21 protein-coding genes and 1 tRNA gene are annotated in these 23595 nt (G+C 41.3%); 6 read left to right on the forward strand and 16 right to left on the reverse strand.

The features are described from left to right. Window positions 1–122: 122 nt before the first annotated feature. Window positions 123–1226, reverse strand: coding sequence for an RNA-guided endonuclease InsQ/TnpB family protein (locus WDM69_RS09230; RefSeq protein WP_078306321.1), 1104 nt, complete (start codon window positions 1224–1226; stop codon window positions 123–125). 49 nt (window positions 1227–1275) lie between these two features. Here WDM69_RS09230 and tnpA point away from each other — a divergent pair, with 49 nt between their 5' ends. Next, window positions 1276–1692, forward strand: a complete 417-nt coding sequence (gene tnpA / locus WDM69_RS09235) for an IS200/IS605 family transposase (RefSeq protein WP_078306322.1) — start codon at window positions 1276–1278, stop codon at window positions 1690–1692. 207 nt (window positions 1693–1899) lie between these two features. On the opposite strand, the gene WDM69_RS09240 is transcribed toward tnpA, so the two are convergent. The 3 genes from WDM69_RS09240 to WDM69_RS09250 all read right to left on the reverse strand — a co-directional run bounded on the left by WDM69_RS09240 (window position 1900) and on the right by WDM69_RS09250 (window position 6212). Next, window positions 1900–2292 (reverse strand): hypothetical protein, encoded by a 393-nt coding sequence (locus tag WDM69_RS09240; RefSeq protein WP_078306323.1) that lies wholly within the window; start codon window positions 2290–2292, stop codon window positions 1900–1902. A 423-nt stretch (window positions 2293–2715) separates the two neighbouring features. Beyond that, window positions 2716–4206 carry a di-heme oxidoredictase family protein gene (locus tag WDM69_RS09245; RefSeq protein ID WP_078306324.1) on the reverse strand — a complete coding sequence of 497 codons (1491 nt, stop codon included), beginning with the start codon at window positions 4204–4206 and terminating at the stop codon, window positions 2716–2718. Window positions 4207–4340: 134 nt separating this feature from the next. Continuing rightward, window positions 4341–6212 (reverse strand): chromosome condensation regulator RCC1, encoded by a 1872-nt coding sequence (locus WDM69_RS09250; RefSeq protein ID WP_078306434.1) that lies wholly within the window; start codon window positions 6210–6212, stop codon window positions 4341–4343. 314 nt (window positions 6213–6526) lie between these two features. On the opposite strand from WDM69_RS09250, the gene dapB reads away from it, so the two are divergent. From dapB to WDM69_RS09265, 3 genes are all read left to right on the forward strand, one after another. Further along, on the forward strand, window positions 6527–7393 hold the full coding sequence (dapB, locus tag WDM69_RS09255) for a 4-hydroxy-tetrahydrodipicolinate reductase (protein ID WP_078306325.1): 867 nt from the start codon (window positions 6527–6529) through the stop codon (window positions 7391–7393). Window positions 7394–7466: 73 nt separating this feature from the next. Beyond that, window positions 7467–7889: a hypothetical protein gene (locus tag WDM69_RS09260; RefSeq protein WP_078306326.1), complete on the forward strand. Its 423-nt coding sequence runs from the start codon at window positions 7467–7469 to the stop codon at window positions 7887–7889. A 146-nt stretch (window positions 7890–8035) separates the two neighbouring features. Further along, window positions 8036–8111 (forward strand) — tRNA-Phe (locus tag WDM69_RS09265). Window positions 8112–8197: 86 nt separating this feature from the next. Here WDM69_RS09265 and WDM69_RS09270 read toward each other — a convergent pair. The 12 genes from WDM69_RS09270 to WDM69_RS09325 form a co-directional block, all read right to left on the reverse strand. After that, window positions 8198–9433: a toxic anion resistance protein gene (locus WDM69_RS09270; protein WP_338755400.1), complete on the reverse strand. Its 1236-nt coding sequence runs from the start codon at window positions 9431–9433 to the stop codon at window positions 8198–8200. Between the two features lie 307 nt (window positions 9434–9740). Continuing rightward, a complete protein-coding gene (gene infC / locus WDM69_RS09275; RefSeq protein ID WP_338755921.1) occupies window positions 9741–10241 on the reverse strand; it encodes a translation initiation factor IF-3 in 501 nt (166 codons plus the stop codon). A gap of 92 nt (window positions 10242–10333) precedes the next feature. Continuing rightward, the gene (locus tag WDM69_RS09280) at window positions 10334–11647 is read right to left on the reverse strand and encodes an ABC transporter ATP-binding protein (protein ID WP_338755401.1); all 1314 of its coding nucleotides are present in this window, start codon (window positions 11645–11647) and stop codon (window positions 10334–10336) included. 145 nt (window positions 11648–11792) lie between these two features. Beyond that, complete coding sequence (gene thrS, locus WDM69_RS09285) at window positions 11793–13712, reverse strand: threonine--tRNA ligase (protein ID WP_338755402.1); 1920 nt, start codon at window positions 13710–13712, stop codon at window positions 11793–11795. 444 nt (window positions 13713–14156) lie between these two features. Beyond that, window positions 14157–14819: a C39 family peptidase gene (locus WDM69_RS09290; RefSeq protein WP_338755403.1), complete on the reverse strand. Its 663-nt coding sequence runs from the start codon at window positions 14817–14819 to the stop codon at window positions 14157–14159. A gap of 70 nt (window positions 14820–14889) precedes the next feature. Further along, entirely contained in the window at window positions 14890–15126 is a 237-nt protein-coding gene (locus WDM69_RS09295) for a hypothetical protein (RefSeq protein WP_338755404.1), read from the reverse strand. Window positions 15127–15139: 13 nt separating this feature from the next. After that, the gene (locus tag WDM69_RS09300; RefSeq protein ID WP_338755405.1) at window positions 15140–15535 is read right to left on the reverse strand and encodes a hypothetical protein; all 396 of its coding nucleotides are present in this window, start codon (window positions 15533–15535) and stop codon (window positions 15140–15142) included. Between the two features lie 100 nt (window positions 15536–15635). Beyond that, window positions 15636–16154 carry a hypothetical protein gene (locus tag WDM69_RS09305; RefSeq protein ID WP_338755406.1) on the reverse strand — a complete coding sequence of 173 codons (519 nt, stop codon included), beginning with the start codon at window positions 16152–16154 and terminating at the stop codon, window positions 15636–15638. A 40-nt stretch (window positions 16155–16194) separates the two neighbouring features. Continuing rightward, window positions 16195–17142 carry a transporter gene (locus WDM69_RS09310; protein ID WP_338755407.1) on the reverse strand — a complete coding sequence of 316 codons (948 nt, stop codon included), beginning with the start codon at window positions 17140–17142 and terminating at the stop codon, window positions 16195–16197. Window positions 17143–17408: 266 nt separating this feature from the next. Continuing rightward, a complete protein-coding gene (gene sstT, locus WDM69_RS09315) occupies window positions 17409–18614 on the reverse strand; it encodes a serine/threonine transporter SstT (protein WP_338755408.1) in 1206 nt (401 codons plus the stop codon). A gap of 149 nt (window positions 18615–18763) precedes the next feature. Further along, the gene (locus WDM69_RS09320) at window positions 18764–19282 is read right to left on the reverse strand and encodes a DNA polymerase III subunit chi (RefSeq protein ID WP_338755409.1); all 519 of its coding nucleotides are present in this window, start codon (window positions 19280–19282) and stop codon (window positions 18764–18766) included. A gap of 77 nt (window positions 19283–19359) precedes the next feature. After that, on the reverse strand, window positions 19360–20934 hold the full coding sequence (locus WDM69_RS09325) for a leucyl aminopeptidase (protein WP_338755410.1): 1575 nt from the start codon (window positions 20932–20934) through the stop codon (window positions 19360–19362). Window positions 20935–21119: 185 nt separating this feature from the next. On the opposite strand from WDM69_RS09325, the gene lptF reads away from it, so the two are divergent. Together lptF and WDM69_RS09335 are read left to right on the forward strand one after the other, a co-directional pair. Further along, window positions 21120–22328, forward strand: coding sequence for an LPS export ABC transporter permease LptF (lptF, locus tag WDM69_RS09330; protein ID WP_276206610.1), 1209 nt, complete (start codon window positions 21120–21122; stop codon window positions 22326–22328). Window positions 22329–22385: 57 nt separating this feature from the next. Then, a complete protein-coding gene (locus WDM69_RS09335) occupies window positions 22386–23579 on the forward strand; it encodes an LptF/LptG family permease (protein ID WP_078306340.1) in 1194 nt (397 codons plus the stop codon). Window positions 23580–23595 lie beyond the last annotated feature (16 nt).

A 23595-nucleotide genomic window follows, 5' to 3' on the forward strand; every position in this document is an offset into this window, starting at 1 on the left:
GGCATCATTCTCTACCCATCATTTTTCCCCACCCATCTTTCATCTTTGATTTACTTTTATCTTTGATTTGGGTGGGGAATGATTGTGAATGAATTTACAAAAGGTTTGACTTCCTCCCCTCCCTATCGTTCGGGGATTCCTGCTCCCAGACGGTCAAGCCCGACCGCAAGAATGTTCCGACTGGCATTGATGTCTCTATCATGCCATGTGCCACACTTTACACAAGTCCATTCTCTTAATCGCAAACCTGCTCTACCTTTCGGACTACTGGACATATCGCCACAGTACGAGCAAGTTTGGGTAGTGTATTTCTCATTCACGATTTCAAAACGACAACCTGCATGCTTGCATTTATATTCCAGTTGTCGTTTGAGTTCAAACCATCCTGCGTCATATACGCTTTTGGCTAGTTTGCCTTTTTTACTGTTAAATTGGGTGGTTTTAACGTCACCAACCACAATTAGGGCATTGTCTTTGACTAATTGGGTGGTGAATTTATGAATTAAGTCTAACCTTGTATTTTTGATTTTGGCATGGATTGCTTTAACACGCTGTTTGTTTTTGGTACGTTGAGCGATTGCTAATTTTTTAGCCCATGCTTGGGTCTGTTTGATTTGTAGTTTATTACCGTTTGAGGTGGTGGCACTGTCTTTTAGTCCTAGGTCAATGCCAACGCTACCTTTGCCACAAGTGGTTTTAGGGTAGTCTTTGACGGTAATACAGGCATACCAACGGTTACGGCTGTCTTGTACTAACTCGCAAGTGTTGATTTGATATAGACTTAGGTTGTAGCTATCAAAGACATCTATGATGAGCTTTTGACCCTTAGAGAGCGATAGCTGTATGGTTGATTTAAGTGCTTTTTTGCCTGTTTGTCTTGTGCTTAGATACTTAATAGCAGACTTTTTAAAGGGTATCCAGCCTAGGCTTTTGCGTTTGGCATCGGGTCGGTTAGTTCGCCAATTTAGTTTGGCTTTTTTAAATTGCTTTCGGCTTTTGGCGTGGGTTTCATTGATGGCTTGTAGGGTTTGTGAGTGTAAGCCTAATAGTTCTCCACTGCCTTTGGTGTAAGTATTTAGGTCATAGGCTGAAAAGAATTTACCAGTCTTTTGTAGGTGTTTGCAACTTAATTCATTAACGTAGTTCCACACATAGTTAACACTGCCAGCTATTTTGTTTAGCTGATTTGCGTGTTTGTCTTTGATGCGTAGCTTGAGGGTTTTCATAGGGCTAGTTTATACTGATATTACCTTTTATTCAATATTGGTCTAATCAATGGAAAACGATTTAAGACGTGGCTTAAGATGTGATAGACACGTTGTCTTTAATTTGCATGTGCATTTGGTCTTTGTCGCCAAGTATCGACGAGCAGTTTTCACCAAACAAGTTCTTGATGACCTTGAGGCTATCTTTGATGGTGTGTGCAAAAAGTTTGAAGCCAAGCTTGTGGAGTTTGACGGTGAGGATGACCATGTGCATTTGTTGGTGAATTATCCGCCCAAGGTGGCTATTTCAAGTTTAGTTAATAGTTTGAAAGGCGTGTCTAGTCGGCTTATTCGCAAAAAGCAGTATCCATCTATTTCTAAGCAGTTATGGGGTGGTGCGTTGTGGTCACCCAGTTACTTTGCAGGTAGCTGTGGCGGTGCTCCAATTGAGATTATCCGCCAGTATATTGAACATGAGTGTCGCTGACACGCAAGGACGCCACACTAAACAGCGGCCGATGCGTAAGCATAACTACTTAAGTTGCCGTAAAACCACCGCCTGAAGTCGCAGGTTTACGGCAACGGAGGATAAAAATGCCCCCATAATATGGGGGCATCAATGATAAGCCAGCTTCTCAACTTCTCACACCAATTTTTAATTAAGCTAAGCAATAAAGCTGACCAATCTGACAAATTAATGAGTATGAGACTCTTCAACAACCACTTCTTCAGTGGTTACCGTGGTGGTGGTGGTACCATCAGCAGCGGCAACGGCTTCATTGGCAGCTGCATCGGCAACGTTGGTATCAGTGTGAATGTGGTCAGCTTCTTGCACCGCCCCAGCATCACCAGCAGCCACCACAACTTCTGCTGTGTCAGCAGTGGCGATGGCTTCATTAGTGGCAGCCAATTCAGCACCAACCGCTTCACCGTCAGCAGCAGCTTCATGCAATTCGGCTTTTGCGTCTTGAAGCTCTTCTTGAGCGTTGTTAATGCTCTCAACGGCTTGTTCTTTTTTGCTATCACAAGCGGTAAGCCCCATAGAGGCGGCGATTAAACCAGTCATGGCCAATAGTTTAAAATTCATAACACTCTCCTAAAGTGATTGACGAATTGAATATAACTTAAATTGTTCATCACAATCAATTATTAATAATCAATTATTGATTAAGGTTGATTAAGCTCTGGCTTAAAACATAAGCCGTCACTAATTTGATGGTTGCGTATCTTATAGCCATTAAGCAAGAAAAGACAGTGAGTATTTGTAAAAATTGTATGATTTACGTAAAAATAGCCAAACTCTCTATTATAAACCACAAATATAACAGTAAGATTAAAATTTGTATAAGCAATTATACAAAACCATAGAGACAACACCAACCCCATATTTGATTAAAATAAAGTCAAATCACATGATTTCAGCATGACCATGACGTTGCCTTATATTCCTGTGATTTCCTAAATATCACCCTGTAAGGTCGGTGGCTTTTTGCTCATGATGGCTAAATAGTCAAATCCCATTTAAAAAACTCATAAAATCAACTTTCTCACGTTTGCTAAGTTGTTGAAATTTATCATGAGCGGATTGGGCCTCACCACCATGCCATCTAATGGCTTCTTCTAAGGTTCTGGCTCGTCCATCATGCAAAAACCTTGCGTCTGGATTTTTTGCCACGATGCCAATGCCCCATAACGGTGGTGTCCGCCATTCATAGCTTTGGGCATTGATTTCTTTAACACCATCATCTAAACCTACTCCCATATCATGTAACAACAAATCGGTATAAGGATAAATCACTTGGTTAGACAATTCACCAAACTTGGGGCTTGTGCCTGTGGTGAAAGTTGGATTATGACACGCACCACAGCCAACGGCATCAAACAAATCTGCTCCTCTATCAAAGGCAGATTGGTTACTAATGCGTCTGGCGGGGACGGATAAAGCCGTCATAAAATCAACCACTGCGGTTAAGGCACTGTCTGACACTTCTGGCATGCCTCCTAGTGGCAAACTTAGGCAAAGTGGTTGATTGTTGGTACAGCTTGATTCTATGTGAACTGGCGTTGTTAAGCCCATGTCTTGAGACATGGCGGTGGCATTTTGGGTGCGAAGTGATGAGTTAATGGCTTTCCAACCAAATTTACCAATGCGTTTTTGGTTTTCTTCATACACCCAATGCACACGCCCAGAGATGCCATCATGGTTACTGTCATGTTCATCAGCAAGGGCTTCAATCGCACTTTGTGGCACTAAATCAAGCAATCCCACACCCAATAATTGGGGTGCGATTCTGGCACCCAAACGATATTTGCCAAGACTTTGATTGCTGTCAGCTGGGGTAAAGTTAAATTGCCAAAAGTTCCTACCTTGAGCATCAGTTTGATTGCTCACTTTGACACTACCTTCCGCCAATAGTCCAATATTATTTGGGATTACATTTGGCTGAAGTTGTCCACCCCATATTGGGTGCTGTTCACCCATGTTATCACCGATACGAAACAGCACGCCATCGGTTGTCGTTCCATCATCATGGTATGGAACAACACGCCCAAATTGAGCATGACAACTGGTACAAGACACCGCATTGTACAAAGGTCCTACCCCATCAAATAATGCTCGCCCCTGCCCAGTGGGTTGCCAGTTGGTAATGAATAACTCTCGCCCTTGTGACACACCAGAAAGTTGACTGATGTCTAAGTTTGGGATTAGGGTTAAAAAAGGGGGGTTTTCATCATATGCCACTGTTGCATTGCCACCACTTTCCAACCATACCCTTGGTTTATTGGTGGGTGTTGTGGGATTAGGGTTGGTCGGTGTTACTGGGCTTTGTATGGCGTTATTATTTGCCGCTTTGTTATTTGTCGCCTTGTTATTTGTTGCTTTGTTATTTGCCAAAACATCATCACCACTTGATGAGTGAGAGCCACAAGCGGTCATACTCATCACAATCAACACAGATAAGGTTAAAAAATGATGGTTGGCTAAAAATTGATTATTCATGATGTTTTTTTAGATACATTGATAAATATCTGTCTTGTTCATAAGTTTGGCTGATTTGATTCACCCTAATGGGCAAACGTGTTATGGGCAAGGCAGCACACTTTTTATCAGCATGCTTTTTATCAGCATACTTCTTATTGTATAGCAACCACAATGGGGGTATTATACATCCAAATATTGGTGATGTTCTCGCCACCAAGAGACCCTTCAAAACTCCAGCCCCAGCTAAAAATACCACCATGATTATTACGTTTGGCAATTTGATGCAATGCTCCCACCGCCATGTCATTGACATCGGTTAGATTGGGTAATTTGTCTGTTGGTATACTTAGCTCAACATACTCTGTTTTGCCTTCAGCATTCGTCTCGCCAAATATCCCCCAAGGATAGATTTTACGATTATTGAGCATGGCATAACTGGTTGTGCCATTGGCATATATGTGCTTGACTGTTTGCGTTGTTGACCACGGTAACAAGGTTGGTTTATCAATGACTTCTTCCCAAGCATCACCCGTACCAACCTTATCATCGCCTTTATAGCCCACTTGGCTACTAAAATTTAGTCCCCAGCCATAAACATGCCCTTTATCCGTGAGCGCAAGCACATGGTCACGACCAACCGCCAATTCAGTAACATTTGGCTTGTTGGGCAATAAAACCATACTAGGTATGAAATCATGTTTTATACAGTTGGGTGTTAATGTGATGTCATATTCATCACAAACAAGCCCTTTGCCTAAATTGCCATATTCATTTGACCCCCAAGCCCAAACTTGCCCTTTGTTATCAAGGGCATAAGACGCATCTGAGCTGGCAATCACTTGGATAATTTTCCCCATATTGGCATTGGCAGAAAAATTTACTTTGACAGGCACATTGCTGTTTTTTATCGTGGCTGTGTCTTGTCCTAATTGCCCTTGACTGTTATTACCAAATGCCCAAACATCACCTGTTTTTGTGAGTGCCAGTTTATGAGCATAACCACTGCTGATGGCAATCACATCTGACAAGCCTTCAACCAATCCAATGTCTAAACGGCAATTATTTTTTTGTTTGCCACAACTGTCTTTTGCACCATTTCCTCGACCTAATTCACCGTTTGTATCGCTTCCCCATGTATATACCTTACCTTCTTTGGTTAATAAAGCCGAATGGTTTTGATTGAATGAAATTGACACAATATTGGCAGGTGCTTTATCAATCAGCACAGGCATGGTTGGGTGATTGTTATTTTTCAGTGTCGTCACCTCCCCCATACCCACTTGCCCAAAATTATTACGTCCCCACGCATATAGCTTACCATTGACCAATGCCCCTGTGTGCGAATTGGCCGCCGTCAAAGTATTGCCAAAATAAACATGTTGTGTTGAGACGCTGACATTGCCAACTTTGTCTTTGGCAGACAGTTGTATCGTATTATCACCAGCTTCTAAAGCCAAAGATAACTTAAAATCACCCGAACTGTTGATATCAATATCCTGTACAGACTGGCCATTCACATCAACAGTCAGCAACACAGCAGATAACGCATTATCCGTTACTTTGCCAGACAAAATAATGTCGCTGGTGCGACTGACAGCCTCTTTTAAGTCATTTGCCAAATCAATTTTTGGAGCAATATTATCCAGTACGATTAAGATTTTTTGTTCAGTTTTATTGCCAGCTTCATCAATCGCCGTGATGACATATTCATTCTCACCTTGCTTTAGATTGACTTCTGATAAAAAATCACCATTTTTATCAATATCCAAGCGTTGACTGATGTTGTTTTGTTTGTTGCTTATTATCACTGACAACCCTGTTTTGATGTTATCTGAGACATTGCCTTGAATTGTTATTTTGGGTTGCTTTGTCACTGAATTTGGCTCATTACTGATGAACAGCACAGGGCTTATTGTGTCCCTAACAAGCTGAGCTAACCCATCATTGCTATCACCACAAGCGGTCAATACACCCACAGATAAACCAACACAAGCCAAACCTAACTTTTTATATGCAGGTAACATGCCATACTCCAAAAGATTTAGTGGCATTGTCATATATAACATTGTCATATGGTCATGTTGTCATCACCAATCAGACAGAATTAAAAAATAATGACAATAATAACGATAACAATTATCATTAAAGATAATAATTATATACCAAATCATTCAAAACTTGCATCTTTATTTTCCAAAATATTTTTAAAACAAAAACCACAAGATTTTTATTTGCGACTTGATGTAATACCTTTATACTGGCAACATTGATTATTAAAATACTGGCAACATTGATTATTAAACTCACCTTCTGAACTCACCGCATTGTTGGATATATCATGACCACTTCTGCCACTCAAAACATTAATCAGACCCAACCTAAGACACTCAATATCGGCATTGCTGGGGCGGGTGGACGCATGGGACGCATGTTGATACAAGCCATCAGTCAAAACCCTGCCACCACACTGGTTGCCACCATTGAAAGAGCGGGGTCATCGCTGTTGGGGGTAGATGCAGGTGAGCTGGTCGGTATGGAACGGCTTAATGTGGCATTAACCGATGACTTAGACACTGCCATTGCTGACACAGGCATGGACGTGTTGATAGACTTTAGCTCACCTGATGCCACTGTGGCTCACGTTGCCATTTGCCAGACCGCTCAGGTTGCCATGGTGATTGGCACAACTGGGCTAAATGACCAGCAAAATGCCCAACTACAAACAGCAAGCCAAGACATTGCCATCGTGTATGCAGGCAACTATTCCACTGGCATCAATGTAACACTCAAACTCATTGAAATGGCGGTAAAAGCCTTTGGCGACACCGCTGACATTGAAATCATCGAAGCCCATCATAAGCATAAAGTTGATGCCCCTTCTGGTACTGCCTTTATGATGGCACAAACGGCCGCCCAAGCTCGTGGTCAAGCGTTAAATGACGTGGTCATCTATGGTCGCCAAGGGCAAACAGGAGCAAGAGCAACAAACAGCATTGGCATTCATGCCATTCGTGGCGGTGAAATTATCGGCGACCATGGCATCATGCTGATAACAGATGGCGAAATGGTTGAAATCAAGCATCACGCCCGTGAGCGAATGACTTTTGCCACAGGGGCAGTACGAGCGGCCATTTGGGTGGCTCAGCGTCAAAAGTCATCAACAGGCTTATATGACATGCAAGACGTGCTGGGATTAACGTCTTAATCGTTTCAAACATCATCATTTAAGATAAGAACAACATTTAAGATAAGAATAACCAAAATACCTAAGGACACACATGCCGCTACAAGCCATTGCCATTCAACGCTTTGATGCCCCATTGATGCGACAAATCACCCACCCAGACGAACTAAAAATTCGCATCGAAGCTTTGTATCAACCCACCCATCACTTCACCGACAACCAAGAAATGACGGCGGTCTTTGAACGAGCATTTGCTCAAGGCGGTCTGATGTATGTGGGCATGTTTAATGACAAGCCGATATGTGTGTTAGGCTGTTTCGATGATGGCATTGCTGATACCAAACGGTTACAATATTTAGCCGTGCATCCACAAAACCACAATCGTGGCATCGAAGCCAAATTTGCCAAACTTATTTATGATGCCGAGAGCAAAAAAGGCGTTCGACGCTTTGAACCAGTTGATATTAAATTGCACCAAATCATGCAATATTATGAATTACTGTCAGTAAAGGAGTAAAAACCACTTGACAGCATCAGACAAATTTAGTTTAATACGCATCGCAACGAAGCACATCGCATCATCAAGCAATATAAAACAATGCGACATCACTTACGTTACTTAAATCGCCAAACATCTGAGAACAAATGTCAGATAACAGATTTGGCTCGATAGCTCAGTCGGTAGAGCAAAGGACTGAAAATCCTTGTGTCGGCAGTTCGATCCTGCCTCGAGCCACCATTATCCATAAACCCCAAATTATAAATTTGGGGTTTTTTGTGTGCCTTTTTATGCCTTTTTATGTCTGACTTTTTTAGCCAATGCTGTTAAATTTTCACTTCTCCCAAACGTTTGGGTTCAGAATTAATGTCTCGAGACACTTCCACAATGGTGGTTTGATTCACTCGGTCAAGATATTTATTGGCCTTATCTATTTCATTACTTAGCACATTGACCGTCTCTTTCATATTATCAAGAGCAACAAGCTTGTACTCACTGATGATGTCCATAGTCTCGTAGATGTTATTAAAGGCATTTTGTAACTTTTCAATCTCAATGGTATTGTCAGTGGCTTGTTGATGCACTTCGGTTGTTTGTTGTTTTAGCAATATTGAGGTTGATTCAATGATACTGCTGGTGGTTTTGTTTAAGGCACTGATTTGGTCAAGCACCAGTTTTTGCGTGCTTAATGCTTGCGATACCATCACCGCTGTACGCAACGCTGAGATGGTGGTGGTGGTGGCTCTGTCCACCCCTTTAATCAGCTCAAGGTTGTTTTTACGTATCATGTCCAATGCCAAATAACCTTGAATATTCACCGCCAATTGGGTCAAAAAGTCTTGGTTCTTTTGACGCACATAAAACAGCATCTCTTCTTTAACGATGCGTGCTTTTTCTGGGTCAGTCGCTTCTAGCTCAATAATTTTACTCTCCAGCTTAGCATCAATTTGCTGGCCAACATAAATATATTGACGCAATGACTGCATTAACGCCCATAGATTGACTTTTTCTTGCTCAATCACCGCATTATCTTTGATGAGTTCATCTTTGCCATTATATAGGCTCTCGATGATTGCATTAATGTGCTTTTGCGACGACTCGTATTGGCGAAAATAATCTTGAACTTTATTACCAAAGGGTAAAATCCCAAATAACTTACGAGAGCTTGGCACTAGATTTTGTTTGCTTGGCTCTAAATCTTCGACAATGGCACGCAATTCGGTCAAAGATTTGGCAATCGGTGATTGGTCAAATAAAGACGCATTCATGCTTTTGGCAGATTTGTCTAACATGCGATTAGACATCTGACTGGATGCTCGGATTTCAGCTGTGCCTAACTGGTGAATGGATTGTACTTTCTCATCAAACGCTGGGGTATTCACAGGGCTGGCAAGCACACTGGCAACAAAGTCATTAATCTTAGCATCGAGTTCAGGAATTTTGCTTTCATCTAATTTAACCATTTGGTTGGCATCATCTTGTTCCACAGGGGCAACAGATTGGGGCGGCTCAAGGGTAATGGTGGGTTTGACATCGGTGGCTGGGGGGGTAAGTTCTTGCATGGAGACATTCCTTATGACAGTTTACCTTATGACATAGTGATTAATGACATTGTGAACCAAAGTCATTCCGTAAGCAAAGTAATTCAATAACCGAACAAAACCAAATACCAAATTAACCGCCAATTGGCATACATAAAAAAACGTTAATCTGAATCATCAAAGCATGATGGTTTAGATTAACGTGGCAACGGCATATGATGACCATCTATATGGTCATCAGTGATATACGGTGTCAGTATGTCTGATTGCATATGACCATATGTACTCACATTGGATTGTGAGTGAGTACCATATATTAAGGTATATGTTAAGATTTTTTCTTCGTTGGTCCTAACAACATTCCCATCTGTCGCCCTTCCATTTTGGGTGGTTGCTCAACGTTGGCATATTCGGCGGTATCTTCGATGATACGCTCAAGCTGTTGTAAGCCAATTTGTTGGTGAGCCATTTCACGGCCACGAAAGCGAATGGTAACTTTAACTTTGTCTTGGTCTTCTAAGAAGCTGATAATTTTACGCAATTTAACTTGGTAGTCTGCTTCTTCTGTGCCTGGACGCAGTTTCATCTCTTTGAGCTGGGTCTGCTTTTGGTTTTTTTTGGCTTCTTTTGCCTTCTGTTTTTGATCGTACAAATACTTTTTGTAATCCATGATTTTGCAAACAGGTGGCTTGGCATCTGGAACAATTTCAACCAAATCCAGTTCAGCATCACGAGAAGCTTGTAATGCTGATTTGATATCGACAATACCAACCTGCTCGCCGTCTTCTTTGACCAAACGGACTTCTTTGGCACGGATATCTTCATTGATGTTTAAACGGTTTGACGGTTTAATGGTAAATACTCCAAATAAAAATATGGATTTATATTTTACTTAAAAATGACAGGGATTTCAAGGGGTTTTTAATGCCTGACTTCAATAACCAATCTTTGTCTTGCCAATTCATTAATTAACTCATCAAGATGACTTTTGTTGATGCCATCCAAGTTTGCGTCCCATTCATCAAGAATGATGACATCAACATCGCTTTTATTATTATTAATTTGCATTAATTGAGATAATAATTTTTGACCTGTGGATTTTTTATGATTTTGATGAAAAAATAAATCATGGTTGACAGGTAAATAAAAAGCCCTGTTTGATAATAATGTTTTTAAATACAACAAAAAACTGCTTTTACCTGCCCCATTACGCCCTTTAATCGTCATTCTGCCTTTTTTTGGCAAATGACTTAAATCAAAATCACTCAATGGCATGTTATTAATAAAAATCTCTTTAAAGTTAATTCTGCTTAATATGTCAATATCAGGCATATTTAACGAATTTTGCAAACCAATAAATCTGGCTTTAATGCCAGAAAAATTGGTTTGGTGGAAAACAAGTGCCTGACCCATTTGCAATAGCTGTATTTGTCTTGGTAATGTTGCAACCAACAATGATAAAAATACATAATCATTGTGGTGTTTGATAAACAAATAAACAATCAAGCCCAATACAGGAATCATAAACAAAATCATACCAAAACTAGAAATTAATTGATTGAATGATTGGCTGTGAATATGATATTTTTTTGAGCGGTCAAGATTATTTTTATAAATACGGTTAAAAATACCCACATTATATTGATTAGAAATAATCACATTGTCCCAAATTTTATTTAAAATGGCAATAAAATATATTCTGGATTTTTGAGATATTTTTGACATCTTAGATATTTGATTTTTATGGTAAAAAATAAAAAATTCCACCAATAAAAATCCAACGATATACGCCACCAATAAATCATAATCAAGAAAAAATCCCAAGATTAAGATGTTAATCAATAAATTTAAAATCAGTGCCACGCCATCAAATGCAAAGTCTAGCATGTCATCTATCACTGATTTGCTCTCTTGACTGACAAAAACGGTGCTTTGGTCTTTGAGTTCTTTATTATTCAGCAAGACAGTTTTGCCAAAAAAAGTCGTCGTAAATTTTTGCACATAATTATTTAGTAGGTCAAATTTTGACTTTTCTAAATAAATGGTGGAAAAATAAGCAGGAATATAAACAATGATTAACGATAAAACAAAACCAGCTAAATTTAGCAAAAAATCATCATTTTTAGCAATGTCTATGGCAAGATTGGCAATAAAATAGGTGGATAGGCCAACAATCATTTGTTGAATGAGTAAAAAAATAAAGCAAAGACATAATGATGGTGTGATGCTTTTCATGATATCCATAAAGATAAATGGAAAGATAAATGGAAAGATAAATGGAAAGACAAATGGGTTGTCAACAAAATTAACTTCGTTAAACATGGTTTTAAAAAATCCATTCAATGTTTTGAATGGATTTTTCTTAATGAACTTATTCTGTTCACAAATTTAGCCGACCTTTTTTCTCAATCGCCCCATCTAATACTTTGATAAAGTCGTCAAGGTTCATACTGCCTAAGTTATCGCCCGCGCGAGTACGCACATTGACCGTACCACTCTCCACTTCTTTATCACCCAAAATCAGCATAAACGGAATGCGTTCTAAGGTGCGTTCACGAATTTTAAAGCCAATTTTTTCGTTACGCAAATCACTGATGGCACGATAGCCTTTGGTGTTTAGCTTGCTAACCACATCGCCCACGCTGTCAGCTTGCTTGTCGGTGATGTTCATCACAACCACTTGTTGGGGGGCAAGCCATGCTGGGAAGAGACCTGCATAATGTTCAATCAAAATGCCAATAAAGCGTTCAAATGACCCCAAAATCGCACGGTGAAGCATGACAGGGCGTTCACGCTCGCCTGATTCTCCCACAAACTCAGCGTCCAAGCGTTCAGGTAGGTTAAAGTCCAGCTGTAATGTGCCACATTGCCAAACCCGTCCGATACAATCTTGTAGGCTAAACTCAATCTTAGGACCATAAAACGCCCCTTCGCCTGCTTGTAGCTCCCAGTCAAGCCCAGCGTTATCTAGGGCGTCGGCTAGGGCTTGTTCTGCCAAGTCCCACAACTTATCTGCCCCAACCCGTTTTTCTGGGCGAGTGGACAGCTTCATTTGGATATGGTCAAACCCAAAGTCTTTATACACATCAAGGGTAAGTTTGATAAAATTAAGGGCTTCTGAGCGAATTTGGGCATTGGTGCAAAAGATGTGGGCATCGTCTTGGGTAAAGCCACGCACACGCATGATGCCATGCAAAGACCCTGATGGCTCGTTGCGGTGGCATGAGCCAAACTCAGCCAAGCGTAGGGGCAAATCACGGTAGGATTTTAAGCCTTGATTAAACACCTGCACATGACAAGGGCAGTTCATTGGCTTGACGGCATAGTCCCGCTTTTCTGACGATGTGGTGAACATCATATCGCCATAATTTTCCCAATGCCCAGATTTTTCCCACAGACTTCTATCCACGACCTGTGGGGTTTTGATTTCAAGGTAGCCGTTGTCTTTTTGGACTTTACGCATATATTGTTCAAGCACTTGCCAGATTGTCCAGCCATTGGGGTGCCAAAACACCATTCCAGGGGCTTCTTCTTGCATGTGAAATAAATTCAAGGCTTTACCGATTTTGCGGTGGTCTCTTTTTTCGGCTTCTTCTATGCGTTGTAAGTAGGCTTTAAGCTGTTTTTTGTCCGCCCACGCCGTGCCGTAGATGCGTTGGAGTTGTTCGTTTTTGGCATCGCCTCGCCAGTACGCACCGCTCATTTTGGTCAGTTTAAACGCCTTTAAAAAGCGAGTGTTCGGCACGTGTGGCCCACGACACATATCAATGTATTCTTGATGGTGATACAAGCCCATGTGGGTTTCATCAGGCATGTCCTCCACCAAGCGAAGTTTATAAGTCTCGCCACGCTCCAAGAAAGTTTTGATAACCTCATCTCGTGGGGTCATTTTTTTGATGACATCATAATCTTGGTTGATGAGTTGTATCATGCGAGCTTCAATCTTTGCCATGTCATCAGGGGTAAAGGGGCGTTCGCTATAAATGTCATAATAAAAGCCATCATCAATGACAGGCCCGATGACCATTTTAACATCAGGGTAGAGCTGTTTGACCGCATGACCTAAAAGATGGGCGGTTGAATGACGGATAATCTCCACGCCTGCATCATCTTTTGGGGTGATTATCTCTACCGTGGCATCGGTGGTGATGGGGTCGCTGGCATCGACCAACTGACCATTAACCCGACCTGCCACGGTGGCCTTGGCAAGCCCAGCACCGATACTTTGAGCCACTTGCATCACGGTGGTGTTACCGTCAAATTGTTTGATACTACCATCAGGTAGGGTAATTGCGACCATAATATTGCCTTAGTACCTTGATTAAAAATCTATTTATTAAGAATATGCTTGTTGATTGATGCCTTACTGATTGCTACTTGCTGATTGATGGATTTTTAGGCATCTCCAATCATATCACCACAAGACAAAAAAATGGAAATAAAAAACGAATAAAACCACATTGCCCACTTAAAAAAAACCATTCAAAACACTGAACTGATAAGTAGGCACAAAACCAAACAGGCATAAGCCAAAGATTATAACAAAACTTGCACAAGCTGGCTATTGACCTTTCAGCGCCTGACAACCCAAGCGATTTAGAATCAAATCATTTTAGTAGCCCAAAAGACCCTGACGAATTGCCTGTATCTGCCACCTATTTTAGCACCAAGCCCATAAACTGGCTGGGCGTTAAACCAAAGGATTGGTTGTTTGGCTTTGATTACAAATGCAAATATTGGCTATCTATAAAAAGTCTCGAAATAGCACAGGGGATTCTCGTAACAACTTTTGAGCGTCTTGTATCTTGACGAAATTAGTGTCAGATGACTGTTTTTGTTGTTCATTGCTAGGCAGTATCAATAAAACCTTTCCTTGTAAGTTTGGGTCATTGTTGGTATGCCACATTTGTTCAAATTGTTTTTTGCTTAATACTCGATTACCCCAACTTGAATCTGCCAAATAAACCCTGTCATTATCAATAGCACGCACAACGCTAAAATGGTCGCTACGCTTGTGATTAAGATAAACGATGGCAGGGATTTTTAATTTTGATAAGGTGTCGTAATTGGTAGTAAAACCTTTGGCGACAAATCCATATTTTTGACTAACGGTCGCCAAATCGCTAAAAGAAGCCATCACATCAGACAAAGCCATGTCATCTAGTATTTGACGTTCAGAAGTGGGATTTTGATAAAAATAAGTTAAGATGGTGGCAAGCGATGATGCCCCACAAGAATGGTCTAGGTCTTGCTTGACTACGCCTGCATCTTTTTTATCCTTGTAAGATTTTACATTTAGATTGGTAGTATCTAGCGTTTGGGAATTGATGATAAAGGGCGTGGCATGGACTGGTAATATGCCATAAATACAGAATATAATAGGGAGAAATATATTTTTTAGGGGCATATTAATTATATTCGTCTTTTTTAATGTACTTACCAAATATCAAAAAGTAGATTCAGCAAAAGAAACAGATTTATTTTTCCTGAAAATAAATCTTTCCTTGCGTATCTAAAATCTGTGACTTGGATTTTGAGCAGTTGATTTCTAGTTCTACAGCTTGATCAAATTCAATCAATTCATCTTGAATCATTTGGTAATATTTTAATACGATATTATCAGCTTCCGCCAAACTCATAGCTGCAACAGTATGATTGATATAATGAAGTCCTACTATATCTTTTGCTAAAACGGTCAATCCAAATACTTTCATTATTAGCCTCTAGCTATTTATGTACACTGATTGTTGTATTTATATTTAAAAGCATATTTTCCCTCAAGTCATTAATGGATACATGACTGGATACCTCTGCGACTTCTTCATTGTCTTCAAAAAAAGCAAGCTCGAATGATCCAAATTTATCAAAAACAGACCGTAATAAATCACCTCCTTCTTTTGTCAACAAATAATTAACAATGGCATTTTTGTTGCGTTTGATTTTCTGCACCCGTTGTAGCCATGAACCATTTATTTTTTCATTATCGATTAAAACTTCACTACTACATATTTCATGTGCTCCACAAATAAAAGCATTTCTCTCGTTGTTTTTTCCTAAATAATGACCATTAAAATATAAAGAATTTTTACCAATAGGTTTGTGCGGTTTTATTTCAATAATCATATTATTATAACCAGTTTAATAGCCAAGTTATTTTAAAATATATCTAATCAAACCTTAGCTTCTGAGAAGATAAGGTTTGATTGACTAGAGTTAATTAAATTTACCTATGGTAACGGTTACCGTAGAAAATATGCCCGTTATTACCATCTCGTTTAGTGGGTTGATAATGTGAATAATCAACATGGCTTCTATGATCACTAGGACCATGCCGAGTTACATTATTATTCCCGTAAGCTTGTCTAGCTAAACTTCTAGCTTGTTGAGAAGTTCCCCTTACCATTACATTATTGCCATTACGGGCGGCATTTACTGCTACACTTCTTGAAACATATTTAGTGGCTATGAATCTACCCGTACCCATCATAAATACACCAAGAGCATAAGCTGGAACAACAGCCCCCTGTGTTTCATCCATCTCTTGACTTGTCATCGCTTGTACTTGCAAGTCTTGGTTACCGCCAAAGGCATAGTTTAAATCAGCAGTGTCTAGATGGTTGTTAAAAACAACAGCTTCTGTGCTTGGGGTTGTCAAGGCAGGCTGAGCAACTTCTGCCATTGCAGATACAGTTAGGCAAGTAGACGCTAAAGAAGCTACTGCGATTTTAGACATCAATTTCATAATAAACTCCTTGTTAGATTTAGGGTTAAGATTCATTGCATCATTGCAATGTTTTTTCCTTCCGATAACGCTCGGATAGCGGTGGCGGTAGCTCGCCAAGCTTGGTGGTTAGTCCCACTGAAAAGGTACTACCGCCGTCTCCTGATATATTGGTACGAACATTTGCCGTGATATTACTTCTTTGGGATAAGGCATAAGCCAAACCTAGACTTAAATTGGTTTGTGTTTGTTTGATACCAAGATTTATGCCATTGATTTTATCCGCTTGCCTTAATTGCCAGCCAACACCAGTATTTAGGGTGATATCAGGATTTACGGCAAAGCCAACCGTACCATTGACAGACAGAACATCGCCAATATCCACTATTTTGTTTTGGGTTAAAATATCACGCTTGGCATTGTATTGATAACTGCCTGTTAAACTTAAGACAATAGGGTCGTTAACGGTGTATAGCGTTCCACCAATCAATGCAGATGAAAAAGTTTTTGAATCCAAACCATCGGTTTTATCATAAAGCGATATTTCGCCAAAAATCAAACTATTAGGGAATTTTTTATGATTTTCGGTAGTTTGATATTGAGTGGTGATAGAAACATCTTGTAGATATGTGTCTGAATTTTGATGATTTTCATCACCTGCATTTTGCCTTGTCTGTCGATACAAGGCATTGGCTTTAGCTCCCATTTCCCATTTATCGGTAATGCCGTAATTTAAACCCAGTGTTCCTATCAAACTATCTGTATTGCTCACACCTTCCGTTGGAGGATTTGGCAAAGTGATTGTTCGACCATTGCCTAGGTCTACAATGCCATAACCTTGTTCGGTTAAATTTCTTTGTGCTTGGTTAAAATAACTTAAATTGCTCGACAATTTAAATTTATTTTTATCTGCTGTTAAATCTTCAACCGTCAAAGGTAGGTCTGCCAGAGCGGGTTGATATACCATTGCACCTATGAGAAATACAGGGATATGTCTTAAAACAGGCATTATTGTTCCCTTTTCTAAATTATTTAACAACCATAAACTAAATGCTTACAATATGTCAATACATTTTAAAAGAAATAATTTTATTATCCTGTCAATCATGTGTGTTTCACCCTGCCACCTGAGCCACTAATTAACTACGGATTTTCATCTGTTACCATTCACTCAACTCCCTAACAAAAAAAAAAAAAGACAGCAGCACGGCTGTCTTTTTTATCAGATGAATGCCATCAAATTAAATTAAGCTGGCTTAGTTATTATGGTAAACATCAATGACGTGCATATTTGGGGTCGGCTGCTGCGGTAAACAGCACATCGGTCGATGAGTTAAGTGCTGTCTCTGCCGAATCTTGCACCACACCGATGATAAAGCCGATGGCAACCACTTGCATGGCAATGTCATTGGGAATGTTAAACAAACTGCATGCCAAAGGAATGAGCAACAATGAACCACCTGCCACGCCTGACGCTCCACAAGCACTTAACGTCGCCACCACCGCCAATATCAATGCCGAACCAAAGTCGACGTTGATGCCCAAAGTTTGGGCAGCGGCTAAGGTCAGTACGTTGATGGTGATTGCTGCCCCTGCCATGTTGATGGTCGCGCCCAATGGCAAAGTAACTGAATACGTGTCTTCATGCAAGCCTAATTTGCGAGCCAAGTTCATATTAACAGGAATGTTAGCGGCAGAGCTGCGAGTAAAAAATGCGGTAACGCCTGACTCACGCAAGCAGGTAAACACCAAAGGATAAGGATTTTTACCTGTTTTGACATAGACAATGATGGGATTAACCACCAATGCAATGAACAGCATAGAACCAACCAACACAGTCAAAACACGGACATACCCTGCTAAGGCTGAAAAACCAGTTTCAGCAACAGTTTGGGCAACCAGTCCTAAAATGCCTAATGGGGCGGTGGCAATGACCCATTTAACCACCTGTGAGATGGCATCAGACAAATCCACCACCATTTTTTGTGTGGTTTCGCCTGCTTGACGCAACGCAAATCCCATCAGCACAGCCCAAGACAAAATGCCAATATAATTGGCGTTAACAAGGGCATGAACGGGGTTTGCAACCACATTCATCAACAAATTGGTGATGACTTCTCGTAAGCTTGATGGCGGTGTCTGCTCAATGGCAGATTGAACCAGCACCAGCTCAGTGGGAAACATAAAACTGGCAATAACCGCCGTCAATGCTGCCAAAAATGTGCCAAACACATACATAATGAGCACAGGCTTGACATACACATCACCGCCAGAACGGTGCTGGGCGATGGCGGCCATCACCAAAATCAGCACTAAAATGGGCGCAACCGCTTTTAATGCCCCCACAAACAAACTGCCAAGCAATCCAAGTGCCAAGCCCACATTGGGCAACAGCCAACCAATCAACGTACCCAACACCAACCCAACGATGATAAGTGGTACCAAACCAATGCGATTATAAAGTTGTACAATGGCTTTCATAACCTAATCCTAAGTCCTAACTTTCTTCCATTGAATAATCATAACAGAAGAATAATCATAACAGAATTGCCATGACTGAATTATCATTACTGAATAGTAACAGTAAATGACCATTTAGCAAGACAATTTTGTCATCTGTTCGGATTTTGTCATTTGTTTGGATAAAGTGATAGGACATGATGCTTGGGTTGATGGCCTTGACGTTGATAATGGCGGTATTTTGTCCGTCCAATTTCTTTATCCGCTTCATTACCAGCGATGATTTCAAGCAAACGACTGGGGGCACACACCACCGATTCATCAGCCAAACCGTCCTTATTGGTAACAGCTTGGCTGGCGACGGCATTGGGCAACGTCAATGGTGTGGTAGACAAGTTTATCACCACACCATTCCAAGGCACTTTTGCATCACTTGCTGACAACCAACTGGCGTTATTCAGCAGACGAATGGGAGCAACACTTGCCAAAAATTGCTCAACTGATGACTCAACAAAACCATCATGTGGCATAAAGCTTGTGGGTGCAAATGACCACAACCACTCGTCTAACCGCTCTAATCTGCTGACATTGTCATCAAGCACCACACTGTGTTCAGACTTATCAAGCATGGCCTGACACAGACGACACACAAACAACAGTAAGACATCTTGTTCAGAAACTTGGCTCAAGGGCTGACCTGAATTTTGTAAAATGTAAAAAGTAATTTGTGTCATGTTGACGCTTATGGCAGTCAGAAAATTGGCAATCAGTGACTTTTCTTGCTGGCATTTTTCAGACTGGCATTTTTCAGATACGTCATGAACAATGGCACAGGGCGACCAGTAGCCCCTTTATTTTTACCAGAGCTCCACGCTGTACCTGCGATGTCTAAATGAGCCCACGCTTGGTTTTCATCGATGAAGCGAGATAAGAAACACGCTGCGGTTATAGAACCGCCATAACGTTCGCCAATATTTTGCATGTCAGCGATGGGTGAATCCAGTTGACTTTGGTATTCATTATCCATGGGCATGTGCCAGACCAAATCACCTGATTGTTCAGCAGCCTTTTGTAAATCAAATATCACGTCTTCATCATTGCCAAACAAGCCTGTGCGCACATGACCTAAGGCGACCACCATTGCCCCTGTCAAGGTGGCAGCATCAATGATGACTTTGGGCTGATACCGCTCAATGTAGCTGAGTGTGTCCGCCAGCACCAATCTGCCTTCAGCATCGGTATTCAAAATTTCAACTGTTTTGCCATTCATGGCAGTAACAATGTCTCCTGGACGGGTGGCATCACCTGATGGCATGTTTTCGGCACACGCAAGGGCAGCAACCACGTTGATGGGCAATTTGGCTTCACACAAGGCTTTGACCGTACCCAGCACGGCTGCAGACCCACCCATGTCAAACTTCATTTCATCCATGCCTGATGATGGCTTAATGGAGATGCCACCAGAATCAAAAGTAACGCCTTTACCAACCAAGGCGATGGGCGCATCTTCTGGGTGATGTTTTTTGTTTTTGCTGGCTTTATCGGTGAATTTAGATTGACCATAATACTCTAAAATGACCAGTTGACCTTGTTTGCTGGAGCCATTGGCAACTGCCAAAAAGCAGTTCATGCCAAGCTTGTGCATGTGTTTTTCGTCCAAGACAGTTACTTTGAGCATGTCAGGATATGTTTTTGCCAGCTGTAGGGCTTGATTTGCCATGTATTGAGGATAGCAGACATTACCCGGTTCATTGGCAACATCTCGTGTCAGTTTTTGCCCTGTGAATACCGCTTGTACAAATTGTAATGCGTCATCATGGCGTTTATCCGCCAACAAATAAATGTCGGCAAGCATCGGTGTGCTGGCGTCAAATTTGTATTTGTCAAAACGGTAACTGGCGTTTAATAAACTCAAGGCAAATTGGGTGAATGGCTCACTTGTGTTGCCTTGAATGTCGTCAAACGCATCACCCAACACCACAGTGCAGGTGGTTACCCGTTGATGCAAATTGTCATAGATGGCTTTGGCAATCTTTTGTAGGGCGTGGGCATTGAGTTTGCTTCGCTGACCCACCCCAACTAACAACAGCTGAATTGGGTTGGCTTTGGCATCTGTATCAAGGGCATAATCACTGAGCGTCTCGCCTTGCTTGCCTTTAAAATGAGCAACCTGTGTCAAAAGATGAATTCGCTCACTGTGGTCGCCAAGCTCTTGACTGGCCAATGGCTGACCATCTTCATCAACCAGCACCACCAAGCAATGGTTATCTTTTGGTGTGGGTTTTTTGAAGAGTTTTTTGCCTTGTAATTTGGGCAGTTTTTGCGTCAGTTGAATGTTCATGTGCATTTCCCTATTAAATATTAAAGTGAAACATTAAATTAAAATGAGACATTAAAATGAATGATAAAATAAGCACTTTTAGTGTACCATACCTTGGCTTTTTGTCGCCATTAAATGTTATGTTTCAATTTTATATGTCAATGTTATCTTGAGGTTATCTTGATGTTATCTTGTGAGAGCTTTAGGTGATTTTACGCCGTTATATGATTTATCAACTTAGCCTAAATACCGCTGTGGTGCTTGGGTTTTTGGTGGTGCTGTTACTTGGTGGTCGGCTTATTCGCTATTTTGGTTTGGCAGCAGAAGGCAGATTGGATGTGGGGTTGTTGTTCACCATCATTGGTTACAATCTGCCATTTTTTCTTGAACTGATTTTACCATTGGCGTTTTTTATTGCATTGATGTTGGTATTCGGACGCTTGTGGGTTGACCATGAAATGGCGGTCATCAACGCCAGTGGCATCTCTCGTGGGCGGTTAGGTCGCATGGCAACCCCCTTAATTTTACTGTTGTTTGTCATTGAAGCGACGTTGAGCTTATTTGGTAAGCCTTGGGGTGTCAGACATTCTGAATCCATTTGGCAAGAACAAGCGTTAAAAAGTGCCTTTGAGCTTATTCGCCCTGGTGAGTTTATCAGTAGCGGTGATTATCATTTGTATGTGGGCAGTGTCAGCCCAGATAAAAAACAGCTACAAGACGTGTTGCTTATCCAAACACAAACCACTGAACCACAAGATACCCAGCCGCCCAAACCGCTGACCAGTCAAGACACGCTGATTTTGGCAAAAACTGCCAAACAAGTATTGACCGACTCTACAGAATCACAAGTCAGAGCAAAAAGCATGGGCAAGACTCAGCTGGATTTATTCAATGGCAGACGTTATGAAATCAGTGCTGACAGCCTAAAATACAACCAAGTGGGGTTTGCTCGTTATCGCTTAACCTTAACACAGCCTGTCCAAGACGTGGTCAATGATGACAATAAAGAGACTCAGCCTTTGAGTCAAATTTGGCAAGCCAGCCGACAGCCAACGGTCGACAACGCGCCCAACATTGCCGCTCAAGCTGAGTTGGGTTATCGCTTGGCGTTACCATGGCTGATGTTGCTTGCCCCAATGTTTGCCATCCCGTTGGCACAAGTGCGACCAAGACAGGGGCGTTGGTTACGTCTTATTCCTGCCATTTTGCTGTTTGTGAGTGTTGCACTGTTACTGATTTCACTCAAAAAACCCATCAGTGATGGTAAGGTTGGTGTGTGGGCATATGGGGCATTATTGGTTGTGCTGTTTATCCTAGCCTTGTATTTAAATTGGGCAAGTCGGCTCAATCAGCGGTTGCGATTTGGTTTTTATGCACAGCGTCAGTCGCCAAATCAATCACCAAGGTTACATTAATCAGCAAAATCACATCAGCCAGCAAACTAATTATTTTTTAACCATACGTCATACACCATGTCATTACTTAGCCGATACGTCAAAAAAACTGCCTTGTTGTCCATCACCACATCTGTACTTGGGTTATGGCTTTTACAGACATTGTTTGCGTATTTGGCAGAATTGGATAATTTATCCGATGGTTACCAGTTAGTAGATGCTTTGCGGTATATTCTTTATATGTCGCCTTATTTTTTACAGCAATTCATTCCCACAGGGGCGTTGCTTGGGGCGGTGGTCGGGTTGGGATTACTTGCCAATCACAGCGAAATTGTGGTGATGCGAGCCAGTGGCGTGAGCAGTGTTAAGATTGTCAGTTGGGTGATGCAACCTGCCCTAATTTTTGTGTTGGTTGCGTTATTGATAAATCAGTTTGTGCTGCCAACCAGCAATCACATGGCAAAAACCATTCGTTATCAGGCGGATAATGGCACGACATCAATCACAGGCTATTGGACGATACAGCCAACTTATGATGTCAAAGGCACTGGCATAGGACAAGACGTGCTGTTTATTGACTATGCAGACAGTGATGGTAATATTGGCCTGGTCAAGCGTTGGCATTTTGATGCCGTTGGCAATCTGTTGTCAGCAACCTTGGCTCGTGGTGGTCATTATGTTGGCAGTCAACCTATTCCATCGTCTTTTGCTTCCCACTCACCTGCTTTCCATTCAGCCAAAATCCACTCACCCAAAGTCCAACATCAATGGCAATTGTCCCAAGTCAGTCAAGTCAATATCGGCAATACCGTTAATCAAAACAGCACCACCAATCAAAACAGAAATGCCTTTGAAAGTAATAAACCCCAAGACATCTTGACGTTACCAATAGAGCCAAAATCGGTGTATCTGCTTACCCGTAACGCTCAAGACCTGTCTTTGAGCCAGTTACTTGCCCACCGCTCTTTTATGGACAGTCAGCAAAAGCGGTCTTTACGCCACGAGTTGGCATTTTGGCAAAAGCTTTTATCACCGTTATCGACGTTGGCATTGGTGTTGGTGGCGTGTTCGTTTGTGTTTGGCTCATTACGTCAGTACAGCTTGGGTTTGCGTGTCGTCATGGCGTTGTTGTTTGGGCTATTGTTCAGTTATTTACAAGACTTGGTGGGTTATGTGGCATTGGCAACAGGTGTGTCACCCTTGCTGATGGTGTTGTTGCCCATGATTGCCATCAGCATTTTGGGCATGTATTTATTAGACAGACAAAGATAGCAGTGACGTACTCCCC

Origin of the sequence: Lwoffella lincolnii (assembly GCF_037201985.1) — a bacterium.
Classification (GTDB): domain Bacteria; phylum Pseudomonadota; class Gammaproteobacteria; order Pseudomonadales; family Moraxellaceae; genus Psychrobacter; species Psychrobacter lincolnii.